The organism is Corynebacterium sp. UMB8791 (genome assembly GCF_054166365.1).
In genome coordinates this window covers 50,353-72,778 of the sequence record NZ_JBSZCG010000175.1, presented here as the reverse complement: position 1 = coordinate 72,778, position 22,426 = coordinate 50,353, and the positions used below count along the sequence as shown (strand labels likewise).

General features: G+C 64.6%; 26 protein-coding genes and 1 tRNA gene. 15 read left to right on the top strand and 12 right to left on the bottom strand.

From position 1 onward, the window contains the following. The first annotated feature begins 30 nt into the window (after nucleotides 1-30). Nucleotides 31-435 (top strand): HIT family protein, encoded by a 405-nt coding sequence (locus ACXIUA_RS11660; RefSeq protein ID WP_071573144.1) that lies wholly within the window; start codon nucleotides 31-33, stop codon nucleotides 433-435. On the opposite strand, the gene ACXIUA_RS11655 is transcribed toward ACXIUA_RS11660, so the two are convergent. From ACXIUA_RS11655 to ACXIUA_RS11640, 4 genes are all read right to left on the bottom strand, one after another. Next, nucleotides 432-1,826: a sensor histidine kinase gene (locus ACXIUA_RS11655; protein ID WP_457976916.1), complete on the bottom strand. Its 1,395-nt coding sequence runs from the start codon at nucleotides 1,824-1,826 to the stop codon at nucleotides 432-434. The genes ACXIUA_RS11660 and ACXIUA_RS11655 overlap by 4 nt on opposite strands. Nucleotides 1,827-1,840: 14 nt before the next feature. Next, nucleotides 1,841-2,548: a response regulator transcription factor gene (locus ACXIUA_RS11650; protein WP_070361930.1), complete on the bottom strand. Its 708-nt coding sequence runs from the start codon at nucleotides 2,546-2,548 to the stop codon at nucleotides 1,841-1,843. A gap of 478 nt (nucleotides 2,549-3,026) precedes the next feature. Beyond that, a tRNA-Thr gene (locus tag ACXIUA_RS11645) sits at nucleotides 3,027-3,099 on the bottom strand. After that, nucleotides 3,078-3,827 (bottom strand): DUF364 domain-containing protein, encoded by a 750-nt coding sequence (locus ACXIUA_RS11640; RefSeq protein WP_083290865.1) that lies wholly within the window; start codon nucleotides 3,825-3,827, stop codon nucleotides 3,078-3,080. Before ACXIUA_RS11640 ends, ACXIUA_RS11645 begins: the two co-directional genes overlap by 22 nt. A 45-nt stretch (nucleotides 3,828-3,872) precedes the next feature. On the opposite strand from ACXIUA_RS11640, the gene thrE reads away from it, so the two are divergent. The 8 genes from thrE to ACXIUA_RS11600 are packed head-to-tail and all read left to right on the top strand — an operon-like array spanning nucleotide 3,873 to nucleotide 10,529. Next, nucleotides 3,873-5,336: a threonine/serine exporter ThrE gene (gene thrE, locus ACXIUA_RS11635; protein WP_246814913.1), complete on the top strand. Its 1,464-nt coding sequence runs from the start codon at nucleotides 3,873-3,875 to the stop codon at nucleotides 5,334-5,336. A gap of 55 nt (nucleotides 5,337-5,391) precedes the next feature. Continuing rightward, nucleotides 5,392-5,754, top strand: coding sequence for a hypothetical protein (locus ACXIUA_RS11630; protein WP_070361929.1), 363 nt, complete (start codon nucleotides 5,392-5,394; stop codon nucleotides 5,752-5,754). 2 nt (nucleotides 5,755-5,756) lie between these two features. Next, on the top strand, nucleotides 5,757-7,040 hold the full coding sequence (locus ACXIUA_RS11625; RefSeq protein WP_070478096.1) for an alpha,alpha-trehalose-phosphate synthase (UDP-forming): 1,284 nt from the start codon (nucleotides 5,757-5,759) through the stop codon (nucleotides 7,038-7,040). Beyond that, nucleotides 7,037-7,441, top strand: coding sequence for an META domain-containing protein (locus ACXIUA_RS11620; protein ID WP_070478098.1), 405 nt, complete (start codon nucleotides 7,037-7,039; stop codon nucleotides 7,439-7,441). Before ACXIUA_RS11625 ends, ACXIUA_RS11620 begins: the two co-directional genes overlap by 4 nt. Next, the gene (locus tag ACXIUA_RS11615; protein ID WP_070478100.1) at nucleotides 7,438-8,121 is read left to right on the top strand and encodes a trehalose-phosphatase; all 684 of its coding nucleotides are present in this window, start codon (nucleotides 7,438-7,440) and stop codon (nucleotides 8,119-8,121) included. The genes ACXIUA_RS11620 and ACXIUA_RS11615 overlap by 4 nt, the downstream gene beginning before the upstream one ends. Before the next feature lie 33 nt (nucleotides 8,122-8,154). Then, nucleotides 8,155-9,036 carry a metal ABC transporter solute-binding protein, Zn/Mn family gene (locus ACXIUA_RS11610; protein WP_246814914.1) on the top strand — a complete coding sequence of 294 codons (882 nt, stop codon included), beginning with the start codon at nucleotides 8,155-8,157 and terminating at the stop codon, nucleotides 9,034-9,036. After that, nucleotides 9,036-9,716 carry a metal ABC transporter ATP-binding protein gene (locus tag ACXIUA_RS11605; protein ID WP_457976915.1) on the top strand — a complete coding sequence of 227 codons (681 nt, stop codon included), beginning with the start codon at nucleotides 9,036-9,038 and terminating at the stop codon, nucleotides 9,714-9,716. The genes ACXIUA_RS11610 and ACXIUA_RS11605 overlap by 1 nt, the downstream gene beginning before the upstream one ends. Further along, nucleotides 9,717-10,529, top strand: a complete 813-nt coding sequence (locus tag ACXIUA_RS11600; RefSeq protein WP_256060058.1) for a metal ABC transporter permease — start codon at nucleotides 9,717-9,719, stop codon at nucleotides 10,527-10,529. It abuts the gene before it with no gap. Here the strand turns inward: ACXIUA_RS11600 and rlmB are convergent. Genes rlmB through ACXIUA_RS11575 form a run of 5 tightly spaced genes read right to left on the bottom strand, consistent with a single transcriptional unit; the run spans nucleotide 10,511 to nucleotide 14,687 of the window. Continuing rightward, nucleotides 10,511-11,449 carry a 23S rRNA (guanosine(2251)-2'-O)-methyltransferase RlmB gene (gene rlmB, locus ACXIUA_RS11595; protein WP_070361922.1) on the bottom strand — a complete coding sequence of 313 codons (939 nt, stop codon included), beginning with the start codon at nucleotides 11,447-11,449 and terminating at the stop codon, nucleotides 10,511-10,513. The genes ACXIUA_RS11600 and rlmB overlap by 19 nt on opposite strands. After that, a complete protein-coding gene (gene cysS / locus ACXIUA_RS11590; protein ID WP_256008624.1) occupies nucleotides 11,449-12,843 on the bottom strand; it encodes a cysteine--tRNA ligase in 1,395 nt (464 codons plus the stop codon). The genes rlmB and cysS overlap by 1 nt, the downstream gene beginning before the upstream one ends. 5 nt (nucleotides 12,844-12,848) lie before the next feature. Beyond that, the gene (gene ispF, locus ACXIUA_RS11585) at nucleotides 12,849-13,340 is read right to left on the bottom strand and encodes a 2-C-methyl-D-erythritol 2,4-cyclodiphosphate synthase (RefSeq protein WP_320072887.1); all 492 of its coding nucleotides are present in this window, start codon (nucleotides 13,338-13,340) and stop codon (nucleotides 12,849-12,851) included. 10 nt (nucleotides 13,341-13,350) lie between these two features. Then, entirely contained in the window at nucleotides 13,351-14,076 is a 726-nt protein-coding gene (gene ispD / locus ACXIUA_RS11580; protein ID WP_070478112.1) for a 2-C-methyl-D-erythritol 4-phosphate cytidylyltransferase, read from the bottom strand. 14 nt (nucleotides 14,077-14,090) lie between these two features. Next, nucleotides 14,091-14,687 (bottom strand): CarD family transcriptional regulator, encoded by a 597-nt coding sequence (locus ACXIUA_RS11575; RefSeq protein WP_320072888.1) that lies wholly within the window; start codon nucleotides 14,685-14,687, stop codon nucleotides 14,091-14,093. 210 nt (nucleotides 14,688-14,897) lie between these two features. Between ACXIUA_RS11575 and ACXIUA_RS11570 the strand changes: the two genes are divergently transcribed. The 3 genes from ACXIUA_RS11570 to disA are packed head-to-tail and all read left to right on the top strand — an operon-like array spanning nucleotide 14,898 to nucleotide 17,871. Beyond that, nucleotides 14,898-15,437 (top strand): hypothetical protein, encoded by a 540-nt coding sequence (locus tag ACXIUA_RS11570; protein ID WP_413774862.1) that lies wholly within the window; start codon nucleotides 14,898-14,900, stop codon nucleotides 15,435-15,437. A gap of 6 nt (nucleotides 15,438-15,443) precedes the next feature. Continuing rightward, entirely contained in the window at nucleotides 15,444-16,832 is a 1,389-nt protein-coding gene (gene radA, locus ACXIUA_RS11565) for a DNA repair protein RadA (RefSeq protein ID WP_256001050.1), read from the top strand. Continuing rightward, a complete protein-coding gene (gene disA / locus ACXIUA_RS11560) occupies nucleotides 16,825-17,871 on the top strand; it encodes a DNA integrity scanning diadenylate cyclase DisA (protein ID WP_457976912.1) in 1,047 nt (348 codons plus the stop codon). Before radA ends, disA begins: the two co-directional genes overlap by 8 nt. On the opposite strand, the gene ACXIUA_RS11555 is transcribed toward disA, so the two are convergent. After that, complete coding sequence (locus ACXIUA_RS11555) at nucleotides 17,868-18,560, bottom strand: hypothetical protein (protein ID WP_070975548.1); 693 nt, start codon at nucleotides 18,558-18,560, stop codon at nucleotides 17,868-17,870. The two genes, disA and ACXIUA_RS11555, sit on opposite strands and share 4 nt — an antisense overlap. A 5-nt stretch (nucleotides 18,561-18,565) precedes the next feature. Continuing rightward, a complete protein-coding gene (locus tag ACXIUA_RS11550) occupies nucleotides 18,566-19,174 on the bottom strand; it encodes a carbonic anhydrase (protein ID WP_457976911.1) in 609 nt (202 codons plus the stop codon). Between the two features lie 19 nt (nucleotides 19,175-19,193). Here ACXIUA_RS11550 and ACXIUA_RS11545 point away from each other — a divergent pair, with 19 nt between their 5' ends. Continuing rightward, nucleotides 19,194-20,096 carry an A/G-specific adenine glycosylase gene (locus ACXIUA_RS11545; protein ID WP_457976910.1) on the top strand — a complete coding sequence of 301 codons (903 nt, stop codon included), beginning with the start codon at nucleotides 19,194-19,196 and terminating at the stop codon, nucleotides 20,094-20,096. On the opposite strand, the gene ACXIUA_RS11540 is transcribed toward ACXIUA_RS11545, so the two are convergent. Beyond that, on the bottom strand, nucleotides 20,075-20,245 hold the full coding sequence (locus ACXIUA_RS11540) for a DUF4236 domain-containing protein (RefSeq protein ID WP_071565885.1): 171 nt from the start codon (nucleotides 20,243-20,245) through the stop codon (nucleotides 20,075-20,077). The two genes, ACXIUA_RS11545 and ACXIUA_RS11540, sit on opposite strands and share 22 nt — an antisense overlap. Before the next feature lie 28 nt (nucleotides 20,246-20,273). On the opposite strand from ACXIUA_RS11540, the gene zupT reads away from it, so the two are divergent. Next, nucleotides 20,274-21,041: a zinc transporter ZupT gene (gene zupT / locus ACXIUA_RS11535; RefSeq protein ID WP_070361911.1), complete on the top strand. Its 768-nt coding sequence runs from the start codon at nucleotides 20,274-20,276 to the stop codon at nucleotides 21,039-21,041. 41 nt (nucleotides 21,042-21,082) lie between these two features. Beyond that, a complete protein-coding gene (locus ACXIUA_RS11530; RefSeq protein ID WP_457976909.1) occupies nucleotides 21,083-22,414 on the top strand; it encodes an alpha/beta fold hydrolase in 1,332 nt (443 codons plus the stop codon). Nucleotides 22,415-22,426 lie beyond the last annotated feature (12 nt).

The following is a 22,426-nucleotide window of genomic DNA, read 5'->3' as shown; positions in this document are numbered from 1 at the left end:
GCCCACTAACTTACCGGTAACCTAGGCGCTATGAGCACTGTGTTTACAAAGATTATTCAAGGTGAAATTCCAGGCCGCTTCGTGTACAAGGACGAGGACGTCGCCGCGTTCCTCACCATCGAGCCGATCGCGTACGGCCACACGCTGGTCGTTCCCGTCAAAGAGATCGATAAGTGGACCGACATCGAGCCAGCGCTGTGGGCAAAAATGAATGACGTTGCCCAGCGAGTAGGCAACGCCATCATCGAAGTATTCGGCAGCGAGCGCGCCGGCTACCTCATCGCCGGCTTCGAAGTGCCGCACGCACACATCCACGTCTTCCCCGCCAACGACATGTCCGGCTACGACCTGTCCACCGTGATGAAGATGGACGAAACCGACCCGGCCAAGATGGACGAGGCCGCGGAGAAGCTGCGCGCAGCACTCGAGGCTTAAGCCTTCGGGCCCTTCTCCATCGGAAGGGAAATGGTGAACGTGGAGCCCTCACCCGGCGCGCTTTTTACGGTAATGGTGCCGTCGTGCTGCTCGATGAGGGACTTCGCGATCGCCAACCCCAACCCCGAACCACCGCCGGAGGCGCGGTTCCTGGAGTTGTCCGCGCGGTAGAACCGCTCGAAGATGTGCTCCGCGTCCTTCTCCTCCATACCGCAGCCGTCGTCAATGACTTCGATGATGATGCGGTCCAGGTTCTCCCGCAACGCCACCGTGACCGACGCATCCTTGCCCGCGTGCTTGAACGCGTTCACAATCAGGTTCAGCAACACCTGGTGCAGCCGCGAGGGGTCACCGTTGACCGTCGGCACGCAGGAGGCGTTGTTCTCAATCGTGAGTGAACGCTCCGGGAACGCCGCATGCGCAGAGCTCACCGCCGAAGTCACCATCTCCAACACATCCACCTGGCGCTTATCCAGGCGAGTGCCCTCCGCACGAGTCAACGCGAGGAGATCCTCCACCAGCAACTGCATCCTGGCGGACTCCTCCTCAATCTTGCCGATGACCATGTCCGCATCCGGCGCCATACCCTTGCGGTACAGCTCCGCATACCCGCGCACACTCGTCAGCGGAGTACGCAGCTCATGAGAAGCGTCACCCACAAAGCGACGCATCTGCTCCTCCTTCAGCTGCGCATCCTCCACGGACTCCTGCAGCTGCTGCACCATCGTGTTCATCGCGTACGACAACTTGCCGACCTCAGTCTCCCTCGACCACACCGGCACCCGGCGCTTCGTATCGCCGTCGGCAATTGCAAGCGCAGTGTTCTCTACCTCACGCAACGGGGCCAACGCCTTACGAATATAGGTGCGCCCCGCGCACGCAATCCCCACCACGGCAAGGAGCCCAAATGTCGTTTCCACAATCGCAAGCCAACGCAGCACGCGCTGCTCCGCGTCAAGCTCTTTCGCAACATACTTCACAGTGCCGTCCGGCATCTCACGTGACATCGCGCGCCACTTCACGCCCGGCGCCACGCCTGTCGACGGCACCGTCACCGCCTTATCTTGCTGCTTGACCCTCGAAAGGTCCGGCGGTGTATCCACATACACCGGGCTCCACGACGTCCCGAACTGCGGATACCACGTCTCCTGATAAAAATCGCTCGGCGCACCCGACGACGGCACCCACGTCACCTGACCAACCCACGTGTCCAACCCCTCGCTGAGCTGGTCGTCGACACGCTGATACAAAATGCTGCGCATGAAGATATACACCGCAGAGAAGCTCACCACCAGCGCCAGCGTAGCAATCGCCAACACCAACGCCACCAGTTGCTTCTGCAGCGGCTTCGTCCTCGAGTACGCAAGCGCATGAAGCCGACGCCTACTCATCGGTCACCTACGCCTTACTTACGAGGTGTACGCAGCACATAGCCGACGCCACGCACCGTGTGAATCAACGGCACATCACCGTTATCCACCTTGCGTCGCAGATACGAAATGTACGACTCAACCACGTTGCCGTCGCCACCAAAGTCGTAGTGCCACACGTTATCCAGAATCTTCGCCTTCGACAGCACCACCTCAGCATTCAGCATCAAGTAGCGCAGCAGGTTGAACTCAGTCGGCGACAGCTCAATGATCTCGCCGGCCTTCGTCACCTCGTGCGTCTCATCATTCAACGTCAGATCGGCGTAGCGCAGCGTCGTATCCTCATCTGCGTCCTCCGTCACCTTGCCACGACGCAGAATCACACGCAGACGAGTAATCACTTCCTCCAAGGAGAACGGCTTCGTCACATAATCATCGGCGCCAATAGTCAGGCCGTGGATCCGGTCCTCCACCGCGTCCTTCGCCGTCAGGAACAACACCGGGCCGTCAATGCCCTCGCTGCGCAGCTTGCCCAACAGCTCAAAGCCATCCATCCCCGGCATCATCACGTCAAGGATGAACGCGTCCGGACGGAAGTCCTTCACCTTCTCCAGCGCCTCCTGGCCAGACCCCGCACTCTCAACCTCAAAGCCCTGGAACTTCAAAGAAACCGTCAACAACTCAACGATATTCGGCTCATCGTCAACAACGAGCACCTTTACAGGCTTCGTAGCCTCAGACATGTACAGTTCACTCCTTCATAGACCAGGGCATTCCACGCCTCCTGTTACTTCTCTCAGGAAACGCGTCGGCGCCACGAATGGCTTCCACGCCCGCGAACATAACTGTCTCTATCTAACGCCGTTTCTCTGAACGTTTCCTGTACACCCCCTGCACGTGGGTGAGTAAAACAGGGATAGTCCGCCGGGAGAGGCGGGGTTGGGGCCGGTTGGATTTCGTTCCGGTCGACCTCTTAGCGTCGACCAATGCAGGTCGTCGGGAATGACTGTGCATTGCCTGGGCACCAGATCTCACCGCCATCAAACGCTGAACTGGGGAAACGTCGCTTGGCCTTGGCGAGAATGGGGAAATTGGTGCACCGGGGCGATTGCGGGGCGTCGGGCATCAAAATAGTTCCCTGAGCCGGGGAATTTTTCGGGCGCTCCCCCAACGCAAACACCCCCTCCCCGGCGTTAGGTACGTCCCGGGAGGGGGTTTCAGAGCTAGAGACGAGACTTGAACTCGCAACCTACGCATTACAAGTGCGTTGCGCTACCGATTGCGCCACTCTAGCAGCGCTGAAGAGTCTACACTAACGTTCACTCGTTTACCGAAATCCCACTTCCTACCTCCACCGATGCCCTTCAGCGTCCCGACGAGCCCGGCAGGGTCGGTGGGGATGAACCCGGAAAGGGTGGTGGCGCCGGCATCGAAAAGCGTGGGTGTCATTGGGGTTGATGGACCGACAATGATGGTGTCCAGCCCGGATGCGAGCTCCAAGAGGCGGGGCATCGTTTTGTTCACGAGGGCAGAGGCGGTGATGAAGACTGCGTCCAGATTCGGGGCGAGGTATTCGAAGGCGGAGTCCGGATAGTCGCCGGGACGTTGGACTCGCTCGAAGACGTAGAGGTCGGCGACGTCGCGGAGGGTGCGCTCCAGGCCTGGGAAGTGCCCGACGACGCCAACGCGCTTGCCGGCGTAGTGGGAGGCGTAGGCGACGAATGCGTCCGGAGCTTCGGCGAAGTGGGATGCGTCGCGGTTCACCCAAGCATTGATGGCGGCGAGGCCGACGCCGGCTTCGGCGAAGTTCCACGATGTGACCATGGAGGCGGCGTCGATAAGAGGGCGTCCGATTGGGGACTCGGAGAGGACGGGGCGGCCGTCGCCGGAGTAGACGGCGGCGATGCCGACGTGGCCGTCGGAGGTGCGGAGCCAGGCCCAGTGGGGTGCGATGCCGAAGTCGGTGACGGTGATGGTGGTCGGGGTGGCGTCGATAAGTTGCTCGTAGAGTTGCCAGGTCATGTGGCCATTCTAGGCGTGTCGGGGTGGCTTGCTAGGGTCGAATACGTGAACTTGAATTCGCTGTGGGAGTTTGTCCGCGGGTCGCGCCAACATGTGGCAACGATTGACGCGGCGCGAACGTCGCCACCGCCGTCCGTGCTTGCCCCGATCGATCTGACGGATACCGCGCAGGTAGCCGGGGTGATGAATATTGCTGCGCGCATTGGGGAGATCCTGATCGCGAATGGCACGACGTCTTCGGATGCGATTGCGCAGATTCACACAGTGACGTCTTCGTATGGGCTGCACTACTGTCATGTGGACATCACCGTGAACACGATCATGATTAACACGATTATTGGGGTGCACAAGCGTACCCCGGTCAACGTGTTCCGCGTGGTCACGATGATGAGCGAAAACTACCACAAGCTGCAGGAGGCGGACCGGCTGATTCGCTCGATTCGTTCGGGTGCCACGCCACCGGAGCTTGCGGAGAAAATCCTCGACGATATTGATAACTCCCCTATCCCGTGGCGCAATACGCGGTACCTGGCGGGTTGGCTGGTGATGGGCGCGGCCGTCGCGATTTTGCTGGGCGGGGACTTGTTCATGTCAGCGATCGGCGGCCTGACGTCGTTTCTCATCATGGGATTTAACAAGATTCTGTCCCGCAACTCCCTGCCTTACTTCTTCCACTGCGCCATCGGCGGCTTCTTGACGACGATCCCGGCGGCGCTGTTCTACGAGGTCGCGCCGATGATCGGCAAGACGATTGTGCCCAGCCAAGTGATCGCGGTGGGCATCGTGGTCCTGTTGGCGGGTCTGACCTTGGTGCAGTCGCTGCTTGACGGGGTGACGGGCTCGCCGGTGACGGCCTCGGCGCGATTCTTCCAGACACTGCTCTTTACCGGCGGCATCGTGGCTGGTGTCGCGATTGGGTTGAACACGTGGGAGCTCATGGGCCTGGGCTTGCCTCCGCTGGAGACAATGCTGGGGACCCCAACGTTTAGTGGTGCGGCGGCGCGTATTGCGGGGAGTACGTTGGCGTCGGCGTCATTCGCGGTGACGTGCTTCGCGGAGCGCCCCGCGGTGGTGGTGGCGGCGTTTACGGCCGCCGCCGGTTCGAGTATGTATTACCTGTTTTTGATCCCAATCGGCTCCGGTGCGTTGATGGCGACGGCGGCGTTGGCGTTCGTCGTCGGCCTTGCGGGTGGTTTGATTGCCCGCCGTTTCCTGATCAACCCGGTGATCACCGCGGTGGCTGGTGTGACCCCGTTCCTGCCTGGCTCTGGTGTGTATCGCGGGATGTACGCCATGATGAACGAGCAGATCGTGGTGGGCCTGACCAACCTGTTCATGGCGGTCGGCACCTGTATGGCGCTGGCTGGCGGTGTGGTGTTTGGCGAGTGGGTGGCGCGCCGTCTGCGTGCCCCGCAGCACTACATTCCGTACGAGGCTTTCAAGCGGGCCGGGCGCTTCACGTTCCAGCAGATCCGACGACGGAGGCCCCCAGGCGGGCTTCGTCACTAATATTGGCGTAGAATCGTTGTGCTAGTAATGCGCGTCATACAAGGAGGAACCCGTAGTGCCACCCAAGATCACCGACTCTCGCCCCTCGCCTGAGGCGCTCCACGCCGTTGAGGAGCAGACAGCATCTGGTGCTCGCAGGATTGTTGCTACCTACGCCGAGGACTTTTTTGATGGCGTGACCTTGATGTCCATGCTCGGTGTCGAGCCACAGGGCTTCGTGTACAAGAAGTACGCGGAGGAAGTCCTGGGCGCTGAGGAAGAGGAAGAGCCGAAGAAGGCGACCAAGAAGAAGGCTACGAAGAAGAAAGCCACCAAGAAGAAGGCTTCTAAGAAGAAGGCCACGAAGAAAAAGGCCACCAAGAAGAAAGCAACAAAGAAAAAGGCCACCAAAAAGAAGACTGTAAAGAAGAAGTCGTAGTTGTGAATGAGTTCGTAGTGGTGGCTAACCGCCTGCCCGTCGACCGTGTCGAGGGCGGGTGGAAGGCGTCACCCGGCGGGCTCGTGGCTGCGCTCGCACCCGTGTTGCGGGCACGCGCCGGTTGCTGGGTGGGGTGGTCCGGCGCGGTGGATGAACCGGTCGCGCCGTTTCGCTTTGATGGCATTGACCTGCACCCGGTGACGTTGGACGCCCAGGACTACGAGGAGTTCTACGAAGGTTTCTCCAACTCGACGTTGTGGCCGCTCTACCATGACTTGATCGTGGCCCCGCAGTACAACGAGCAGTGGTGGCGGCGCTACCGCGACGTTAACGTCCGCTTCGCGCGCGCGACCGCCGAGGTGGCGGCGCAGGGCGCGACGGTGTGGGTGCAGGACTACCAGTTGCAGCTGGTGCCGGGCCTGCTGCGCGAGATGCGCCCCGACCTGACCATCGGGTTCTTCCTGCATATTCCATTCCCCTCCCCCGACCTGTTCCGTCAGCTCCCGTGGCGCGAGGAACTCATCGGCGGACTCAACGGCTGCGACCTGGTGGGGTTTCAGCGCGAGGCGGATGAGCGCAACTTCCGCGCGCTCGTCGGCGACGATAACAACAGCCCGCGCAGTGGAACGTTCCCGATCTCGATTGACCCGGCGGCGGTGCAGGTTGGCTCGCCGGAAGCGGTGGCGAAGCTGCGGGCGTCGGTAGGGAATCCTGCGGCCCTGATGCTGGGGGTGGACCGCATGGATTACACGAAGGGCATCCTGCAGCGTTTGCTCGCGTTTGAGCAACTGCTCGAGGAAGGTGTCGACGCCACCCTGATCCAGCTGGCCACTCCGTCGCGGGAGCGCATCGAGCACTACCGCGAGACCCGCCGCCAGGTCGAAGAGGCCGTGGGCAGGATTAACGGCCGCTTCGGCTCGGTGGGTCGCCCTGTGATCCACTACATGCATCGCGGTGTATCCAAGCAGGAGCTGGGCACGTTCTATGCGGCTGCGGACGTGATGTTGGTGACGCCGTTTAAGGACGGCATGAACCTGGTGGCAAAGGAGTACGTGGCCTGCCACCCGGACGGGGACGGCGCGTTGGTGCTGTCCGAGTTCGCCGGCGCGGCCGTGGAGCTGCACGATGCGTATTTGTGTAATCCGTTCGAGGGGGCGTCGATACTTCGGGCGATGCGGGAGGCACTTGACCCGGATCCGGAGCGGATGCGGCGGATGTATGCGCGCGTGTTGGGGCACGATGTGCACCGGTGGGCCGCGGAGTTTTTGCAGGAGGTTGCGCGATGAAACGGCTGGTTGTTGCAGGTGCAGCACTGGGGCTGGCGGCGTGTTCGCCGGCGCCGCCGGTGTGGCAGGTCGTTGCGGTGTACACGGCTCCGGACACGCCGGGGGATGTGCCGGATCGGGCGAATGTGAGCATCGACGGTTCGAAGCTGACGGGCTCGACGGGATGCGGCAAGGTTGAAGGCGACGTCACGGTCACTGAAGACACGCTGACGGTCAACGAGATTTCTTTCGCCGACACGGCGGGCTGCGAGGGGGCGGCGCGCTACACGCACGATCAACTGGCGTCGCTGGTGGTGCCGGAGGCCACGTTCCGAATCAACAATGTCAGTGACACCGAGAAGGTACTCACGCTCGAGGGCGACGACGTGAACGAACCGAGCATACGGGTGATGATGCTGTGAGTTCCATCGCCTACTTATCGACGGCCCCTTCGCTCCTTGTCTGCCTCGATTTCGACGGCACGATCAGCGAGCTGAACCCGGACCCTTATGCGGTGAAACCGCACCCGGTGGCGCTGGAGGCGATTGAGCGCCTGGCGCACGCCCCGAATACGGAGGTGGCGATGCTGTCCGGCCGCCACCTGGAGGGCCTGCGCAGGGTGTTCCCGCTGCGGAACCCGGTGGTGTTGGTGGGTTCGCACGGCGCGGAGCCTGGCCCGGAGCTTACGCCGGAGGATGTCGAGTATTTGGACGCAATCGAAAAGCAGCTGGAGGCGATCGCGGTCCCGCCGGCGTACGTGGAGGTCAAGCCGTACCAGCGGGTGCTGCACGTCGCGCCGGTGGAGGACGCGGCGGAGCGCGAGCGCATGCTGGCGGAGGCGCTGCGGATTCAAACGCCTCGCCCTGTCACCCCGGGTAATAACGTGGTTGAGTTTTCCGCGGTGGATGTGTCGAAGGGCTCGTGGCTGCGGGCCCACAAGCAGCGCTTTGCTGCGACGCTCTTCGCTGGTGATGACGTCACGGACGACACAGCGCTAGCGGTGCTGGGGCCTGCGGATGTGGGGATCAAGGTAGGGGTCGACGTCGCAGGCGTGGACGAGATGGCGGCCTTCCTGAAGGCGCTCGCCGACGCTCGTTGTTGATATTCATTTTCAATACCACGTACAATGGCGGCCATGTTTTCACGACGCTTCATTGGCATCCTTGCTGCATCGACGCTCGCACTGAGCGCCTGCAGCAGCACTGACAGCACCGGCGACACCGCAGCTGATGCCGCCGACGGCCAGATCGTGGCCACGACGCAGGTGTGGGCGGACGTCGCGAGCCTGGTGACGGGCCAGGACGTCCCCGCGATCATCTCGAATACCTCGGTGGACCCGCACGACTACGAGCCGACGGCCGCCGACCTGGCGCAGGTGGCGAAGGCAGTGCTCGTGGTGGCCAACGGCGGCGCATACGACGCCCGCATCTACGACGCGGCGGAGGACGCGAACGTGATCTCCGCACTGCCGCTGACGGAGGCGCACGAGCACGAGCACGGTGAGCATGGCCATGACGACCACGACCATGAGGGCCACGACCATGACCACGCCCACGAGGAAAACGAGCACATCTGGTACTCCACCGCGGCGATCGCGAAGGTGGGCGCGGACCTCGCGCAGCGCACTGATGGCAGCACGGACGCGCTCGACGGGAAGCTCGAGCAGCTGCAGACGAAGCTGGACAGCCTCAAGGCAGCCCGCGTGGCGCAGACGCACCCAATCGCGGACGCGATCATCGAGGAGTCCGCGCTCGAGGACGTCACTCCGGAGTCGTTCCGGCACGCAACGCTGAACCACTCGGAGCCGTCCTCGGCGGCGCTCGCGGAGTTCATCGCTGCACTCGAGTCCGGCGAAATCGACATCCTGATTAACAACCCGCAGAGCCCGAACGGTGTCTCCGACAAGCTGGTTGAGGTGGCGAAGGCCAACAACGTGAAGGTCGTCGACATTTACGAGACCCCGCCGAACGGCGAGAACTTCTTCGACTACTTTGCCAAGGCGCTTGACGAGCTCTAATGCTGCACCTGACCAACGCCTCTTGTGATCCCCTGTGGCACGACATCAACCTCGATGTCGCCGCGGGGGAATTTGTCGCTGTGCTGGGCCCGAACGGCAGCGGCAAGTCCACGCTGCTCGGCACGATCCTGGGTACACGCAAGCTCAGCTCGGGCACCATCACGGCGCCGAAGAACATCGGGTTCATCCCGCAGCAGCGCATGTTCCCGCCGGAACTGCCGGTGCGGGTTCGCGATCTGGTGTCGCTCTCGCTTGAGCACCGTCCGCTGCGTCGGCCGAGGAAGGGGGACGTCGATAAACTGCTGGACAGCGTGGGCGCGCTCCACCTTGCCGACGCCCGCGTGGGCACCCTGTCGGGCGGCCAGCAGCAGCTGGTGCGACAGGCGCAGGCCTTTGCGAAGCAGCCCGATCTCATCCTTGCCGACGAGCCCCTGCTCTCCCTGGACGTGGCGCGCCAGCGCGACTTCATGTCCCGGCTACATGCTGCGAAGGTCGCGGTGGTGATGGTGACGCACTCCATCGACCCGGTGATCGACATCGTGGACAAGGTGCTCTACCTGGGGCCGAACGGGCACGTGGTCGGCAGTGCCGACGAGGTGCTGCGCTCCGATGTGCTCAGTGAGCTGTACGGGGCTCCAGTGGAGGTCGTACGCGTGGGTGGAAAGACGGTGATCCTGTAAATGCTGGAGCAAACGCAGTACCTGCTCGGGTTCGATTTCGTGATCACTGCGCTGATCGCCTGCGCGATGCTGGGCGTGCTCTCCGGGGTGATTGCGCCGCTGATCGTGATGCGGAAAATGTCATTCGCGGTGCACGCTACTTCTGAGTTGGCGTTGATGGGTGCCGCGGTTGCGCTCGTGACGGGCCTGAACCTCAGCTTGGGGGCCGTTCTCGGCTCGATTGTGGCGGCGATCGTGCTCGTCCTGCTGGGGCTTCGCAGCGACACTGACTCATCCGTGGGCGTGGTGATGAGCTTCGGCATGGGCATTTCCGTGCTGTGCATCCACCTCTACCCCGGTAACTCCACCACGGCGATGGCGCTGCTCACCGGCCAGATCGTTGGGGTGAGCAGGGAAAACCTCGGGGTGCTGACGGCCACCACGCTGCTGGTCGTGGTGGCCGTGATGGTGCTGTGGCGCCCGCTGCTGTTCGCCTCTGTAGACCCGGAGATGGCGGCCGCCAGCGGGGTACGCGTGAAGGTACTGGCCACGCTGTTCGCCATCCTGCTCGGCATGGCGGCCGCCCAGACCGTGCAGATCGTGGGCGTGCTGCTCGTGATGGCGCTGCTGATCACGCCCGGCGCGTCCGCGGTGGCCATTACGGCGCGTCCCGCAGCGGCGGTGGCGTGGTCTGTGCTCTTCGCGGAGCTTGCCGCCGTGGGCGGCATGCTGCTCTCGCTGGCGCCCGGCCTGCCGGTGAGCGTGATGGTGGCGTTCGTGTCCTTCGCCATCTACCTCGTGTGCCGGGCGGTGGGCTACTTCACGCGGCGCTGACGCGCGAACTCGCTGAGTACCACGCCCGCCGCGACGGAGGCGTTCAGGGACTCTACCCACTCGGTTGTCGGGATGGACATGATCACGTCGCAGTTTTCCCGCACGAGCCTGGAGATGCCCTTGCCCTCCGAGCCGACGACGATGACCACCGGGTCGGTGGCGCCCTCGAAGGTGTCCAGGGTGTGCTCGCCGCCCGCGTCAAGGCCCACGACCATGTAGCCGTTGTCCTTGAACTGCTTGACAGTACGGGTCACGTTGGTCACCCGCGCGACAGGCAGGCGAGCCGCCGTGCCCGCCGAGGTACGCCACGCCACGCCCGTGACCTGCGCGGAGCGTCGCTCCGGGATGATCACGCCGTGGCCGCCGAACGCGGCCGTCGAGCGGATCACCGCGCCGAGATTACGCGGGTCGGTGATGTTGTCCAGGATGACGAACATGCCGGTCTCCCCGCGGTCCGCCACACCGGCGACCAGGTCGAAGACGTCCGCGTACTTGTACGGCTGGATCTTCAGGCCGATGCCCTGGTGCATGCCGTTGCCGGTCATCATGTCCAAGTCGTGGCGGTCCACCTCCTGCACCGGGATGTTGCGGGAGTTCGCCAGGGTGACGGCCTCGCTGAGGCGGTCGTCGTGCCCGGTGCCGCGTGCCACGAACAGCGCCTCGGCTGGCACCTTGGCGTGCAGACACTCCACGACGGGGTTGCGGCCAACAACCATGTCCGGCAGCTCGCGCTCGTGGCGGCCCTGGTCGCGGCGCTTGCGCTCCAGCTTGCGCTTGTGCGCCGCGTGGTAGACGCGGTCCTCGGCCTTCGGGGTTGCACCCTTGCCGCGCAGCCCGCGGCGACGCTGCCCGCCAGAGCCCTTCGTGGCGGTCTTCTTGTTCTTCTTCTGCTTATCGGGGCGGTGGTATGGCTTGGCCATTAGTTCTCCTTCAGTTGCCACTGCGCGCCGTCGGCGGTGTCGGTGACCTCGATGCCTGCGGCGGCAAGGCGGTCACGCACGGCATCGGCCGCGGCCCAGTCCTTCTCGGCACGCGCGGCGGCCCGGCGCTCAAGCTCGGCACCAACCAACACATCAAGTGCCTCGGTTACTCCATTATTTTTCGACGCCCCATCGTCCCACACACCGGGGTCCACACCCAACACCGCGGCCATCGCACGCACCTGAGCAGCCAACTCGCCAGCCCTGGCGGTGTCGTGCGCGGCGAGCGCCTTGTTGCCTTCGCGGACCACGTTGTGGATTTCGGCGAGCGCGCGGGGCACGGAGAAGTCGTCGTCTAGCGCCTGGGCGAAGCCTTCGGTCCAGGTGGTCGACTCGGGCGTGCCGGCGCGATGCACGAAGTCCTCGATGCGGCGGTAGCCCGCCGCGGCCTCCTGCAGCGCCTCCGGCGAATACTCCAGCACGCTGCGGTAGTGCGCGGATCCCAGGTAGTAGCGCAGCTCCACCGGGCGCACGGCGTCCAGCATGTTGTCGATGCTCAGCACGTTACCCAGCGACTTCGACATCTTCTCGCCCGCCATGGTCACCCAGTGGTTGTGCATCCAGTACTGGGCGAAGCCATCACCCGCGGCGTGGGACTGCGCCTGCTCGTTTTCGTGGTGCGGGAACTGCAGGTCCAGACCGCCGCCGTGAATGTCGAACTCGGCGCCCAGGTACCAAGTGGACATGGCGGAGCACTCCAGGTGCCAGCCGGGGCGGCCGTCGCCCCACGGGGTCGGCCAGCTCGGCTCGCCCGGCTTGGCGGCCTTCCACAGTGCAAAGTCGTGGCTGCCGCGCTTGCCGTGCACGTCACTTTCGCCCTGGTTCATCTCCTCGACACGGTTGCCGGACAGGGAACCGTAGTCGTCGCTCGCCTTCGTCCAGGCGGCCACGTCGAAGTAGACGGAACCCTCGGAGGCGTAGGCGAAGCCGGCGTCGATAAGCCGCTGCATGTAGTCGACCATCTGGGTGACGTGGCCCGTGGCGCGCGGCTCGACAGACGGTGGCAGCACGCCGAGGGTGTTGTAGGCGCGCGTGAACTCGCGCTCATACGTGCTGACCCACTCCCACCAGGGACGATCGTGCTCGGCGGCCTTGTTCAAGATCTTGTCATCGATGTCGGTGACGTTGCGCACGAACGCGACGTCGTAGCCCTTGGCCGCGAACCAGCGGCGCACAATGTCGAACGCCACCCCCGAACGCAAGTGCCCGATATGCGGGGCGGACTGTGGCGTGGCCCCGCACAAGTAGATGGAAACGTGGCCCTCACGCAGCGGGCGGAATGGACGCAGCGTGCGCGTCGCGGTGTCAAAAATCTGTTGGGTCTCGGCAGTCACGGCCCTTAGCTTAGTGCAACCAGCGCAGTAGCGACGGCAGCGCGCCCCTCACCCGAACCGGTGAAACCCATGTGGTCCGTCGTAGTCGCCGACACCGACACCGGGGCGCCGAGCGCCTCCGAGAGCACGCGCTGCGCTTCCTCGCGCACCGGGCCCATCTTCGGGGTCTGGCCAATCATCTGCACCGACACGTTGATCACCTGGTGCCCATGCTCCGCGAGCAACTCCCGCAGCTCCTTGAGCAGCTGCGTGCCCCGCACTCCGTCATACTCCGGCCGACCCACCCCGACGAAGGACCCCAGGTCCCCCAGGCCCGTCGCCGAAAGCACCGCATCCACCACGGCGTGGCTGACAACGTCGCCGTCCGAGTGCCCCTCGCAGCCGTCTTGGCCCTCGTGGAGGATGCCCGCGATCCAGCACGGCTTCCCGGCCTCGATCTGGTGCGCGTCAAACGCTGTACCGACCCTGAACTGTGGAAAATCTGTGTGCGACGTCATGCGCGCAAGCCTACCGCGTGCTCCCCGACGGCACCTCGAAGATTGTCGGCTCCGCCTCGTCCGTAATGCTCTGCGCCAGGCGCATGTCAATCGGCGTGGTGATCTTAAACGCCATCGGGTCCCCCTGCACCGTGTGCACGTCCACGCCGAACCACTCCATCAGGCTCGCGTCATCCGTGGCGACGAAGTCTGGCGTCCCTTCGTAGTACGCGCGGTTCGCGGCGAGCAGAGAACGCAGGTCAAAGCCCTGTGGCGTCTGCACCGCCCGCAGCGTCGAGCGGTCCGGGGTGCCGACGACGCGCCCAGCTGCGTCGATCTCCTTGATGGTATCGACGACCGGCAGCACCGGCACCACCGCATCCGCGCCCTCGAGCACGGCGCGGGCGACGCGCGCGATCATACCGGGCGGGGTCAGGGCCCGGGCGGCGTCGTGAATGAGCACGCAGGCGTCCTCGTGCTCGATCGCCTTGAGGCCCTCGTAGATAGAATCGGCGCGCTCCGCGCCCCCATGCACGAAGCGGACGTCGTGGCCTCGCAGCGTGGTGCGCGCGATCTCCTCCATCTCGGGGCTGACCACCACGATGATCGAGTCCACGACCTCAGCGGTCTCCATCGCGGTCACCGAGCGCTCCAGCAGGCTGCGCCCACGCAGCGGCACGAACGCCTTCGGCACGCTCGCGCCGAGCCGCGTGCCCTGGCCTGCCGCAGCGACGACGGCCACTACCCTGCGAGACATTTGGCTACGTCCCGCTACTTCTCGTCGTCTTCATCGTCGTCGAAGCTGAGGTCATCCATGTCGATGTCATCCTCGTCCTCAACCACCACGTCAGGTGCGAAGGAAATACCGGCCTTGACCTGCTCCTCAATAATCTTGCGGACGCCCTCTTCCAGCTCCTCGACCTTCTTCTCGTCGACTGGCTCCGCCAGCGCGAGTTCGCCGACGAGGATCTGGCGCGCCTTGCCCAGCATGCGCTTCTCGCCCGCAGACAGGCCCTTGCCCTGGTCACGGCGCCACAGGTCGCGGACAACCTCCGCCACCTTATTAATGTCACCGGACGCGAGGCGCTCCTGGTTCGCCTTGTAGCGGCGGGACCAGTTGCCGGCCTCCTCGACGTCGGTCTCGCGCAGCACCGAGAAGACCTTCTCCAGGCCCTCCTTGCCGACGACGTCGCGCACACCGACAAGCTCGGTGTTCTTTACAGGAACGCGGACCTCAAGGTCCGACTGGAGGATTTGCAGTACGAGAAAGTCGAGCGTTTCTCCGCCAATTTCGCGCTGCTCGATGTCGGCGATGCGTGCCGCACCATGATGCGGATAGACAACCACTTCTCCGACTTTGAATTCCATGAACACTCCTTGAGGATGACAACCGGCTCAGTAACCTCACCACCCTACCATTACGGGCCGTAATGGGGACGCGCACCCGCGATGCGCCGAACTCAACTAAAGTTTAACCCCACCCGCGCCGCCTGGGCCTGGTACGCGTGAGGAAACTGTGAAAAGTCTAGGTCCAGGCGCTAGGGTTGTGCGGAGAAACATATATGTGAAACAAGAACGATGGAGGACACCCACGTGAAGTCCCTGAAGCCGGTTTTCGCACTCGCAACCGCACTGCTCATGGCCGGATGCTCCGCAGGCCAAATCACTCAGACCTCTGACCAGGTGGCTGCAGTTGACGGCGCCAACGTCGAAACCGAGAACGGCGAGCTGGCCGTGCAGGACGTCACCGTCGTCCTCGACGAGACCGGCTCCGCTGCACTGAAGTTCAGCGCGCTGAACCAGGACACGTCGATGACGACGCACTCGCTGCGCTCCGTTTCCGTCGATGGCACCCCGGTCAGCATCGAATCCTCGAAGGAAATCGGCTACAACTGCGTGCTTGTTGGTGACTCCGCTGCAGGCTTGGACCGCATGCCGCAGGATGACGGCAAGAACTGCATCGAGTACATCCGCACCGCCCTGCCGAACGACAGCTTCGCGTACGGCGGCACCGTGCCTGTGACCTTCACGTTCGACACCGGCACCCTCGAGGTCAACGCCCCGGTTTCCGCTCCGTTGCTGCCTTCCGGCCAGGTCCACCGCGACCTGAACAAGTAAGGCTCTATGGCGAAGAAGCCTCGGGTGATCCACACCTGTTCTGAGTGTGGATACTCCTCTCCTAAGTGGCTTGGCCGCTGCCCTGAATGCGGCTCTTGGGGGACATTGCAAGAATCAGCGCCGGTGGTTACCGCCACCCGCGCGACGGGGGTCTCCAGTGCACCGCGTGCCGCTGCACTCACGCCGCAAACGCCTGCGCGCCCAATCACAACTATCGACGCCGCTGCGACCAAGACGGTGCGCTCCGGCATCGGCGAGCTTGACCGGGTGTTGGGCAACGGCGTGGTGCCTGGGTCGGTGGTGCTCATGGCGGGCGAGCCGGGCGTCGGCAAGTCGACGCTGCTGCTTGAGGTGGCCTCGCGCTGGGCGGCGATCGACGGTCGCAAAGCGCTCTACGTCACCGCCGAGGAGTCGGCGGGGCAGGTCCGCGGGCGCGCCGAACGCACCGGCGCCCTGCGGGAGCGCCTCTACCTGGCGGCCGAGTCCAACCTGGACATCGTGTTTGGCCACGTGGAGCAGATCAAGCCCTCGCTGCTCATCGTGGACTCGGTACAGACGATGCACGCTCCCGGTGTGGAGGGCGTGCCGGGCGGCGTGGCGCAGTCCCGCGCGGTAACGGCCGCGCTGACCACGCTAGCGAAGACGACCCACCTGCCGATTCTGCTGGTAGGGCACGTGACCAAGGACGGCAACGTCGCGGGCCCGCGCGTGCTGGAGCACCTGGTGGACGTGGTGCTGAACTTCGAAGGCGACCGGCAATCAAGCCTGCGTATGCTGCGCGGCATCAAGAACCGATTTGGCGCGACCGATGAGGTGGGCTGCTTCGAGCAGACCGCCGAGGGGATCCGCGAAGTACCGGACCCGTCCGGGCTGTTCCTCTCCCACCGCGGCCGCACCCCGGATGGTTCCGCGGTGACCGTGGCGATGGACGGGGTGCGCCCAATGCTCGCGGAGGTGCAGGCGCTCACCGTGGACCCGGTGAACAAGTCGCCCAGGCGCGTGGTCACGGGCCTGGACGGCAACCGCGTGCCGATGGTGCTGGCGGTCCTGCAGGCGCGCTGCGGGCAGCGCACGAACGACAAGGACGCCTACGTGGCAACCGTGGGTGGGGTGCGCATCACGGAGACCGCGACCGACCTAGCGGTGGCGCTGGCGACGTGGTCGAGCCTGCACGAGACACCGCTGCCACCAAAGACGGTGGTGATCGGGGAGGTCGGCTTGGCCGGCGAGATCCGCCGCGTGCCAAGCCTGGGCCGTCGTCTGCAAGAGGCGGCGCGCCTGGGATACGAGCATGCGATCGTGCCCGCTGGCGAGTCACTGCAGGTCCCGGGCCTGCGAATTGAGCAGGTGGCCACGGTTGGCCAGGCTATCGCTACACTTGCACAGCATGAGTGATGACACGATGCGCGCCGCCCTCGAGCGCCTCGCCCCCGGCACCGCACTTCGCGACGGCCTCGAGCGAATCCAACGTGGCCACACCGGTGGCCTCATCGTCCTCGGCGACGGGCCGGAGGTCGTCGAGATTTGCGACGGCGGCATCGCCTTCGACGTCGCCTTCCAGCCACCGCTGCTGCGCGAGCTGTGCAAGATGGACGGCGCCGTCGTTTTATCCGCCGACGGCTCCCGCATCACCCACGCCAACGTGCAGCTCGTGCCCAGCCCGCACTTCCCCACCAGTGAGTCCGGCACCCGCCACCGCTCCGCGGAACGCACCGCGCTGCAGACCGGCAGGCCGGTGATCTCGGTGTCGGCGTCGATGAATACGGTGACGGTGTACGCGGGTGGGCGTCGCCACCGCTTGGAGGAGCCGGCGGTCCTGATGGGCCGGGCGAACCAGGCACTGTCCACGGTGGAGCGCTATCGCCAGCGCCTCGACATGTCGAACCACCGCCTGTTCGTGGCAGAGATGAACAACTATGCCACCGTCGCCGACGTGCTCAACGTGCTGCAGCGCCAGCTGATGCTCGAGCGCGCCGTCACCGACCTGGAGCTGAGCATTGTGGAGTTGGGTGTCGACGCCCGCCAGCTCAGCCTGCAGCTTTCCGAGCTGGAGGGCAACAACGCCCACGACGTAGAGATGCTGGTGCGCGACTACATCGCCACGACCACCGTGCCCACGGACGAGCAGGTCCACCAGGCGCTCGAAGCCTTGGACACCCTGCCGGATTCGGAGCTGCTGAACACAACCGCGCTGGCGCGCCAGCTGGGGCTGCCCGCGAACGAGGAGAACCTCGTGCAAGCGCTGATCCCGCGTGGCTACCGGGCGCTTGCGCGCGTGCCTCGCGTGCAGAAGTTCTTGATGGATCAGATCGTGGCCGTCTTCGGCACGCTGCCCGCCATTTTGGAGGCGCAGCCGGAAGACTTGAGCTCCGCAGACCACGTGACCAGCCTGTGGGCGCGCCACATCTACGAGGGGTTGCGCCGCCTCAGCTAAGTCAGGTTGAACGGGACCGCGTCGGAGGCGTTGTCGCCGATCACGGTGTGAAGGTAGTACGACCCAGCTGGTACTGGCTGGCGGTCGGTGCACACGTTCGGCTGCGAGCTGGTACCCGACCAGCGGGCTTCAAAGCCACGCTTCGAGTCACGCGGGAACGTCTCCTGACCAGCAAAGACAGGGTCAAAGCAGTCGACGTCGGACCACACGCGGTTGTTGGTAGCCATGTCGTAGACCTCAAAACGCATGATGTTGGTGTCCAGGTCGATGACGCAGTCCGCGTCCGTCGGGTTCTGCACTTCCATGTAGAACACCGGCTGCTCCCCTACCGCGTACGACGGCTGGTTTGTCGACGCCACCACACGCAAATCCTTCAGCTCACAGGTGCCCGAAGGCGCAGCCTGCGTGTGCTCTGCTGACGAGGTCGGCTCGGTCGGCTCACCGGATGCGCTTTCCTTTGCAGTTTCGGACTCACTCGGCGTCGCAGCACCCGGTTCCGGCACCGTCGGCTCCGTGACAGGCGTGGTGGTGGGCGAAGTGGACGTCGATACGTCGGCGTCGCCGCCGCCTGAGCGCGCCATAGCGCTCAACCCCCACACCAGGAACACCACGAGCACCAACAACGCAACGAGCGCCGCAACGCGGCGGCGCCGGTAGATCTCGGGAGGAAGCGGATGCTGGTTAGTCATGCCCCTTACTCTATACCGAAGGTTTCCATGGTCGGGTGAACCTGGCCATCGGCAAGTTGGTAGCGTGCCGCCACCACGCCGAGGGTGCCGTTGGCAAGGCGCTCGGCGAGCACAGGCACACGCTCGATGAGGTGCTGGGCGCTCAGGTTCGCGTGCGTGACCTCCACATCCTTCGGGTCGCGCGACGGCGCCTCGAGCACCGACGGCACGATCTTCTCAACGAACACGCGCACCAACCCGTCCGGGACTTCCTCGGTCTCCACCGCGTTGAGCGCCGTACCGACCGCGCCGCAGGACTCGTGCGACAGGAACATCACCAGCGGCACGTTCAGCCCTTCCACCGCGTACTCGACGGAGGCGGACACCGCGGCGTCGACGCAACCGCCCGCTGTGCGGATGACGAAAATGTCGCCGAAGCCGACGTCGAAAAGCAGCTCAACTGGGACACGCGAATCCGAGCAAGCGACGACGGCGGCGATGGGGTTCTGGCCGTCTCGGAGCTGTTCGCGCCACGTGGGGTCGCGGTGCGGGTGCGTCTCCTGGCTTGCAACGAATCGTTCATTTCCTGCCCTGAGGAGTTCCCACACCTCACGAGGCGTCTTTGCTGTACTCATAGGCTATATTTTGGCAGAGATGACTGAGGATATGGCCAAAATTCGAACAAACCTCCAACCCGCCGAGATTAACCCGTGGTACCGCGCCAACGCGCGTGAGCTTCCGTGGCGCGCACCAGGCACAAGCGCGTGGGGCGTGCTACTCAGCGAGGTGATGAGCCACCAGACACAGGTGGCGCGCGTCGCCCCCATCTGGGAGGAGTGGATGCGGCGCTGGCCCACCCCGGAAGCCTTCGCAGCCGCCGGCGCCGACGAGGTGTTGCGCGCCTGGGGCAGCCTCGGCTACCCGCGCCGCGCGCTGCGTCTGCTGGAGTGCGCGCGAGCGATCACCGAGCTTCATGGAGGTATTGTTCCCCGCAGCGTGGAGGAGCTGCTGGCACTGCCCGGCATCGGCGATTACACGGCCCGCGCAGTGGCCTGCTTTGCCTACGGGGAAAACGTGCCGGTGGTGGACACGAACGTGCGCCGGGTGGTCGCGCGCGCCGAGCGTGGTAGGCCCGTCGCGCACCCGCGCAAGGCGGAGCTCCAGGAGGTGGCGGCGCTGCTGCCCGACGACGGTTCGGAGTGGGACGGCCCAACCTTTTCGGTTGGCTTGATGGAGCTCGGTGCCCTCGTGTGCACCGCCACAAACCCGGACTGCGGGGCGTGCCCGGTCAGCCGCTGCGCGTGGGTGGCAGCGGGCAAGCCGGAGCCGAACCCGGAGGAGCAGCGCAAGAAGAAGACGCAGCGCTTCGCCGGCACCGACCGGCAGGTGCGCGGCAAGATCATGCAGGTGTTGCGAGGGGCGTCGGCACCCGTGCCGCAACGCGACATCGACGTGGTGTGGCCCGATGCAGCGCAACGCTCCCGCGCGCTATTTTCACTGCTTGAGGACGGCCTCGCCGTCCAAGACGACGCCGGCTACTTCCACCTACCGCGGTAATTGAACCCACCGGGCAGCTTCACCCACACGCCACCGCGCGAGTTGAACGTGACAGGGCCGACCTTCGTGGAAGCCGAAGCACCAGACTTGGAGAAGTTCAGCCACGAGTTCTTACTCACCTTGTGCTTCTTGCGATAATAAATTCCCATGCGCTCAGACTACACATAGACTGTCCGCATGACTTCGAGCGTTTTGATCGCATTCGCGATGACCCTGTTGGCTGGCATCTCCACCGGCATCGGCGGGGTGGTCGTGGCGCTCAAGTCCACCATTGGCGACAGGTTCCTCGCCGGCAGCCTCGGGTTCTCCGCTGGAGTGATGGTCTACATCTCACTCGCGGAGCTGCTCCCCGCGGGCATTGACGCCCTCGACCAGGGCCGCGCGATCCTCGGGTTCTTCGGCGGGGTGGCGCTGATCGCGGTGATCGACAAGCTGGTGCCGCACGACATCAACCCGCACGAAAGCATCCAGGGCGACGAGGACAAACGCGCCCAAGCGATGCGGCGCGCCGGCGTGATCACCGGCGTGGCAATCGCCCTGCACAACTTCCCCGAGGGCTTCGCCACCTTCATGTCCGCGCTCGCCGACCCGTACCTGGCCATCCCGATCGCCGTCGCGATCGCGCTGCACAACATCCCAGAAGGCGTCGCCGTGGCAGTCCCGCTACGCGAAGCCACCGGCCGACGTTGGTGGGCCGCCGGGTGGGCCACCCTCTCAGGGCTTGCGGAACCGCTCGGAGCGCTCGTCGGGTACCTCATCCTCGCGCCCTTTATGGGGCCGACCACGATGGGCTACTCCTTCGCGGTGATCGCCGGAATCATGGTGTTCATCAGCTTCGACAAGCTGCTGCCGAACGCGATCGCCACCGGACACCACCACTACAGCGTCTACGGCGTCATGGGCGGCATGGCGATCATGGCCGTGAGCCTCATGCTGCTGCCCTGACAATTGTACGTCACAGACAGTTGTACGTTAAACTCCCGACCATGAAACATCATTGGTCAAAAATTTCCCTGACCATAGCCTGCGCTATGGCCCTCGGCGCCTCGACAGCGCCCATCGTTGACGCCACCCCACTTTCATCCGAGAGCGCCACCTCCCAGCGCTTCACGCAACGTGTGAAGCCACAGCTCGTCCGCTACGAAACCACCACCGAGGACGGCTCCCGTGCCCCAGTCACCGCCACCCTCTACGACACCCCCGACGCCAAAGGGCTCGTCGCCTTCGCCCCCGGCACCCGCGGCCTCGGCGACCACTGCGCCCCCAGCAACAGCCCCGCTATTCTGCGCACGGCCCACCAAAAATCAGTCAATATTGACTACGAACGCGGCATCGTGCGCAAGCTTATCGACGCCGGCTACCGCGTCATCGTCACCGACTACGTCGGGCTTGGCACTCCCGGCACCCACACCTACCTCAACCGTGTTGACCAAGGCCACGCCGTCATCGACGCCGCCCGCTACGCCGCACACGACGGCGAAAAAATCGCTTTCTGGGGCTACTCCCAAGGCGGTGGCGCCTCCGCCGCAGCAGCCGAACTCGTCGCCGACTACGCACCCGAACTCAACGTCGTCGCAGCCTTCGTCGGCGCCCCACCCGCCGACCCACTGGCCGTGCTCGAGCAAGCAACCAGCAAACAGATCAGCGCCGTCGCCGGCTTCGCCGCTGTCAGCTTCGCGTCCACCTACCCAGACTTCCGCGAAGCCCTCTACGCCGAACTCAACGAAGAAGGCGTCGACACGCTCGAGGCGCTCTCCAATGCCTGCATGGCGGAGGCACCCCGCGTCGCCCCCAAGCCGTTCACTGAGTACACCAAGAGCGGCGAAAGCCTCGCCGAACTCGCCCAGGCCAACGCGACCCTGCGGACGCGCCTCGACCAGAACACACTCGGCCGCGTGTCCACGAGCATGCCGACCCTCGTACTCACCAACCCTGACGACGACCTCGTCCCATCCCCACAAGTCACCCAACTCGCCCGCGACTACTGCAGCCTGGGCGCACCGGTGGAATACCGAGCAGTTGCCATGCAAGGCGTGCGCCCCGAAGCACCCTTCGCCAACGTCGACGGCTCCGCCCACACCCTGCCCCTCTACCTCGAATCCTCTAACGCCATCACCTGGCTCAACGAGCGCTTCGACCCCGACGCGGCCGCATTCACCGCAACCTGCCCCATCCCCGACACTCCCCCAATCCAGTCAGATCACCCCATCCTGCAGTACACCAACGAAACCATCGCCGCGATCTTCCTCGGCATCCTCGGCGTACTCAGTGCCGTTGGGATGGGCGCCTGGATGGTCGGCACGGGGCTGATGCGCTGACATAGTTCGGGC

Coding starts and splice junctions, on each gene's coding strand:
- radA (WP_256001050.1), top strand. CDS start 15,444: ATGGCGAAGAAGCCTCGGGTGATCCACACCTGTTCTGAGTGTGGATAC.
- ACXIUA_RS11570 (WP_413774862.1), top strand. CDS start 14,898: ATGGAGGACACCCACGTGAAGTCCCTGAAGCCGGTTTTCGCACTCGCA.
- ACXIUA_RS11530 (WP_457976909.1), top strand. CDS start 21,083: ATGAAACATCATTGGTCAAAAATTTCCCTGACCATAGCCTGCGCTATG.
- ACXIUA_RS11610 (WP_246814914.1), top strand. CDS start 8,155: ATGTTTTCACGACGCTTCATTGGCATCCTTGCTGCATCGACGCTCGCA.
- ACXIUA_RS11620 (WP_070478098.1), top strand. CDS start 7,037: ATGAAACGGCTGGTTGTTGCAGGTGCAGCACTGGGGCTGGCGGCGTGT.
- ACXIUA_RS11600 (WP_256060058.1), top strand. CDS start 9,717: ATGCTGGAGCAAACGCAGTACCTGCTCGGGTTCGATTTCGTGATCACT.
- ispD (WP_070478112.1), bottom strand. CDS start 14,076: ATGTCTCGCAGGGTAGTGGCCGTCGTCGCTGCGGCAGGCCAGGGCACG.
- ACXIUA_RS11540 (WP_071565885.1), bottom strand. CDS start 20,245: ATGGGAATTTATTATCGCAAGAAGCACAAGGTGAGTAAGAACTCGTGG.
- ACXIUA_RS11605 (WP_457976915.1), top strand. CDS start 9,036: ATGCTGCACCTGACCAACGCCTCTTGTGATCCCCTGTGGCACGACATC.
- ACXIUA_RS11550 (WP_457976911.1), bottom strand. CDS start 19,174: ATGAGTACAGCAAAGACGCCTCGTGAGGTGTGGGAACTCCTCAGGGCA.
- ACXIUA_RS11660 (WP_071573144.1), top strand. CDS start 31: ATGAGCACTGTGTTTACAAAGATTATTCAAGGTGAAATTCCAGGCCGC.
- disA (WP_457976912.1), top strand. CDS start 16,825: ATGAGTGATGACACGATGCGCGCCGCCCTCGAGCGCCTCGCCCCCGGC.
- zupT (WP_070361911.1), top strand. CDS start 20,274: ATGACTTCGAGCGTTTTGATCGCATTCGCGATGACCCTGTTGGCTGGC.
- ACXIUA_RS11640 (WP_083290865.1), bottom strand. CDS start 3,827: ATGACCTGGCAACTCTACGAGCAACTTATCGACGCCACCCCGACCACC.
- ACXIUA_RS11655 (WP_457976916.1), bottom strand. CDS start 1,826: ATGAGTAGGCGTCGGCTTCATGCGCTTGCGTACTCGAGGACGAAGCCG.
- rlmB (WP_070361922.1), bottom strand. CDS start 11,449: ATGGCCAAGCCATACCACCGCCCCGATAAGCAGAAGAAGAACAAGAAG.
- ispF (WP_320072887.1), bottom strand. CDS start 13,340: ATGACGTCGCACACAGATTTTCCACAGTTCAGGGTCGGTACAGCGTTT.
- ACXIUA_RS11650 (WP_070361930.1), bottom strand. CDS start 2,548: ATGTCTGAGGCTACGAAGCCTGTAAAGGTGCTCGTTGTTGACGATGAG.
- ACXIUA_RS11555 (WP_070975548.1), bottom strand. CDS start 18,560: ATGACTAACCAGCATCCGCTTCCTCCCGAGATCTACCGGCGCCGCCGC.
- ACXIUA_RS11545 (WP_457976910.1), top strand. CDS start 19,194: ATGACTGAGGATATGGCCAAAATTCGAACAAACCTCCAACCCGCCGAG.
- ACXIUA_RS11575 (WP_320072888.1), bottom strand. CDS start 14,687: ATGGAATTCAAAGTCGGAGAAGTGGTTGTCTATCCGCATCATGGTGCG.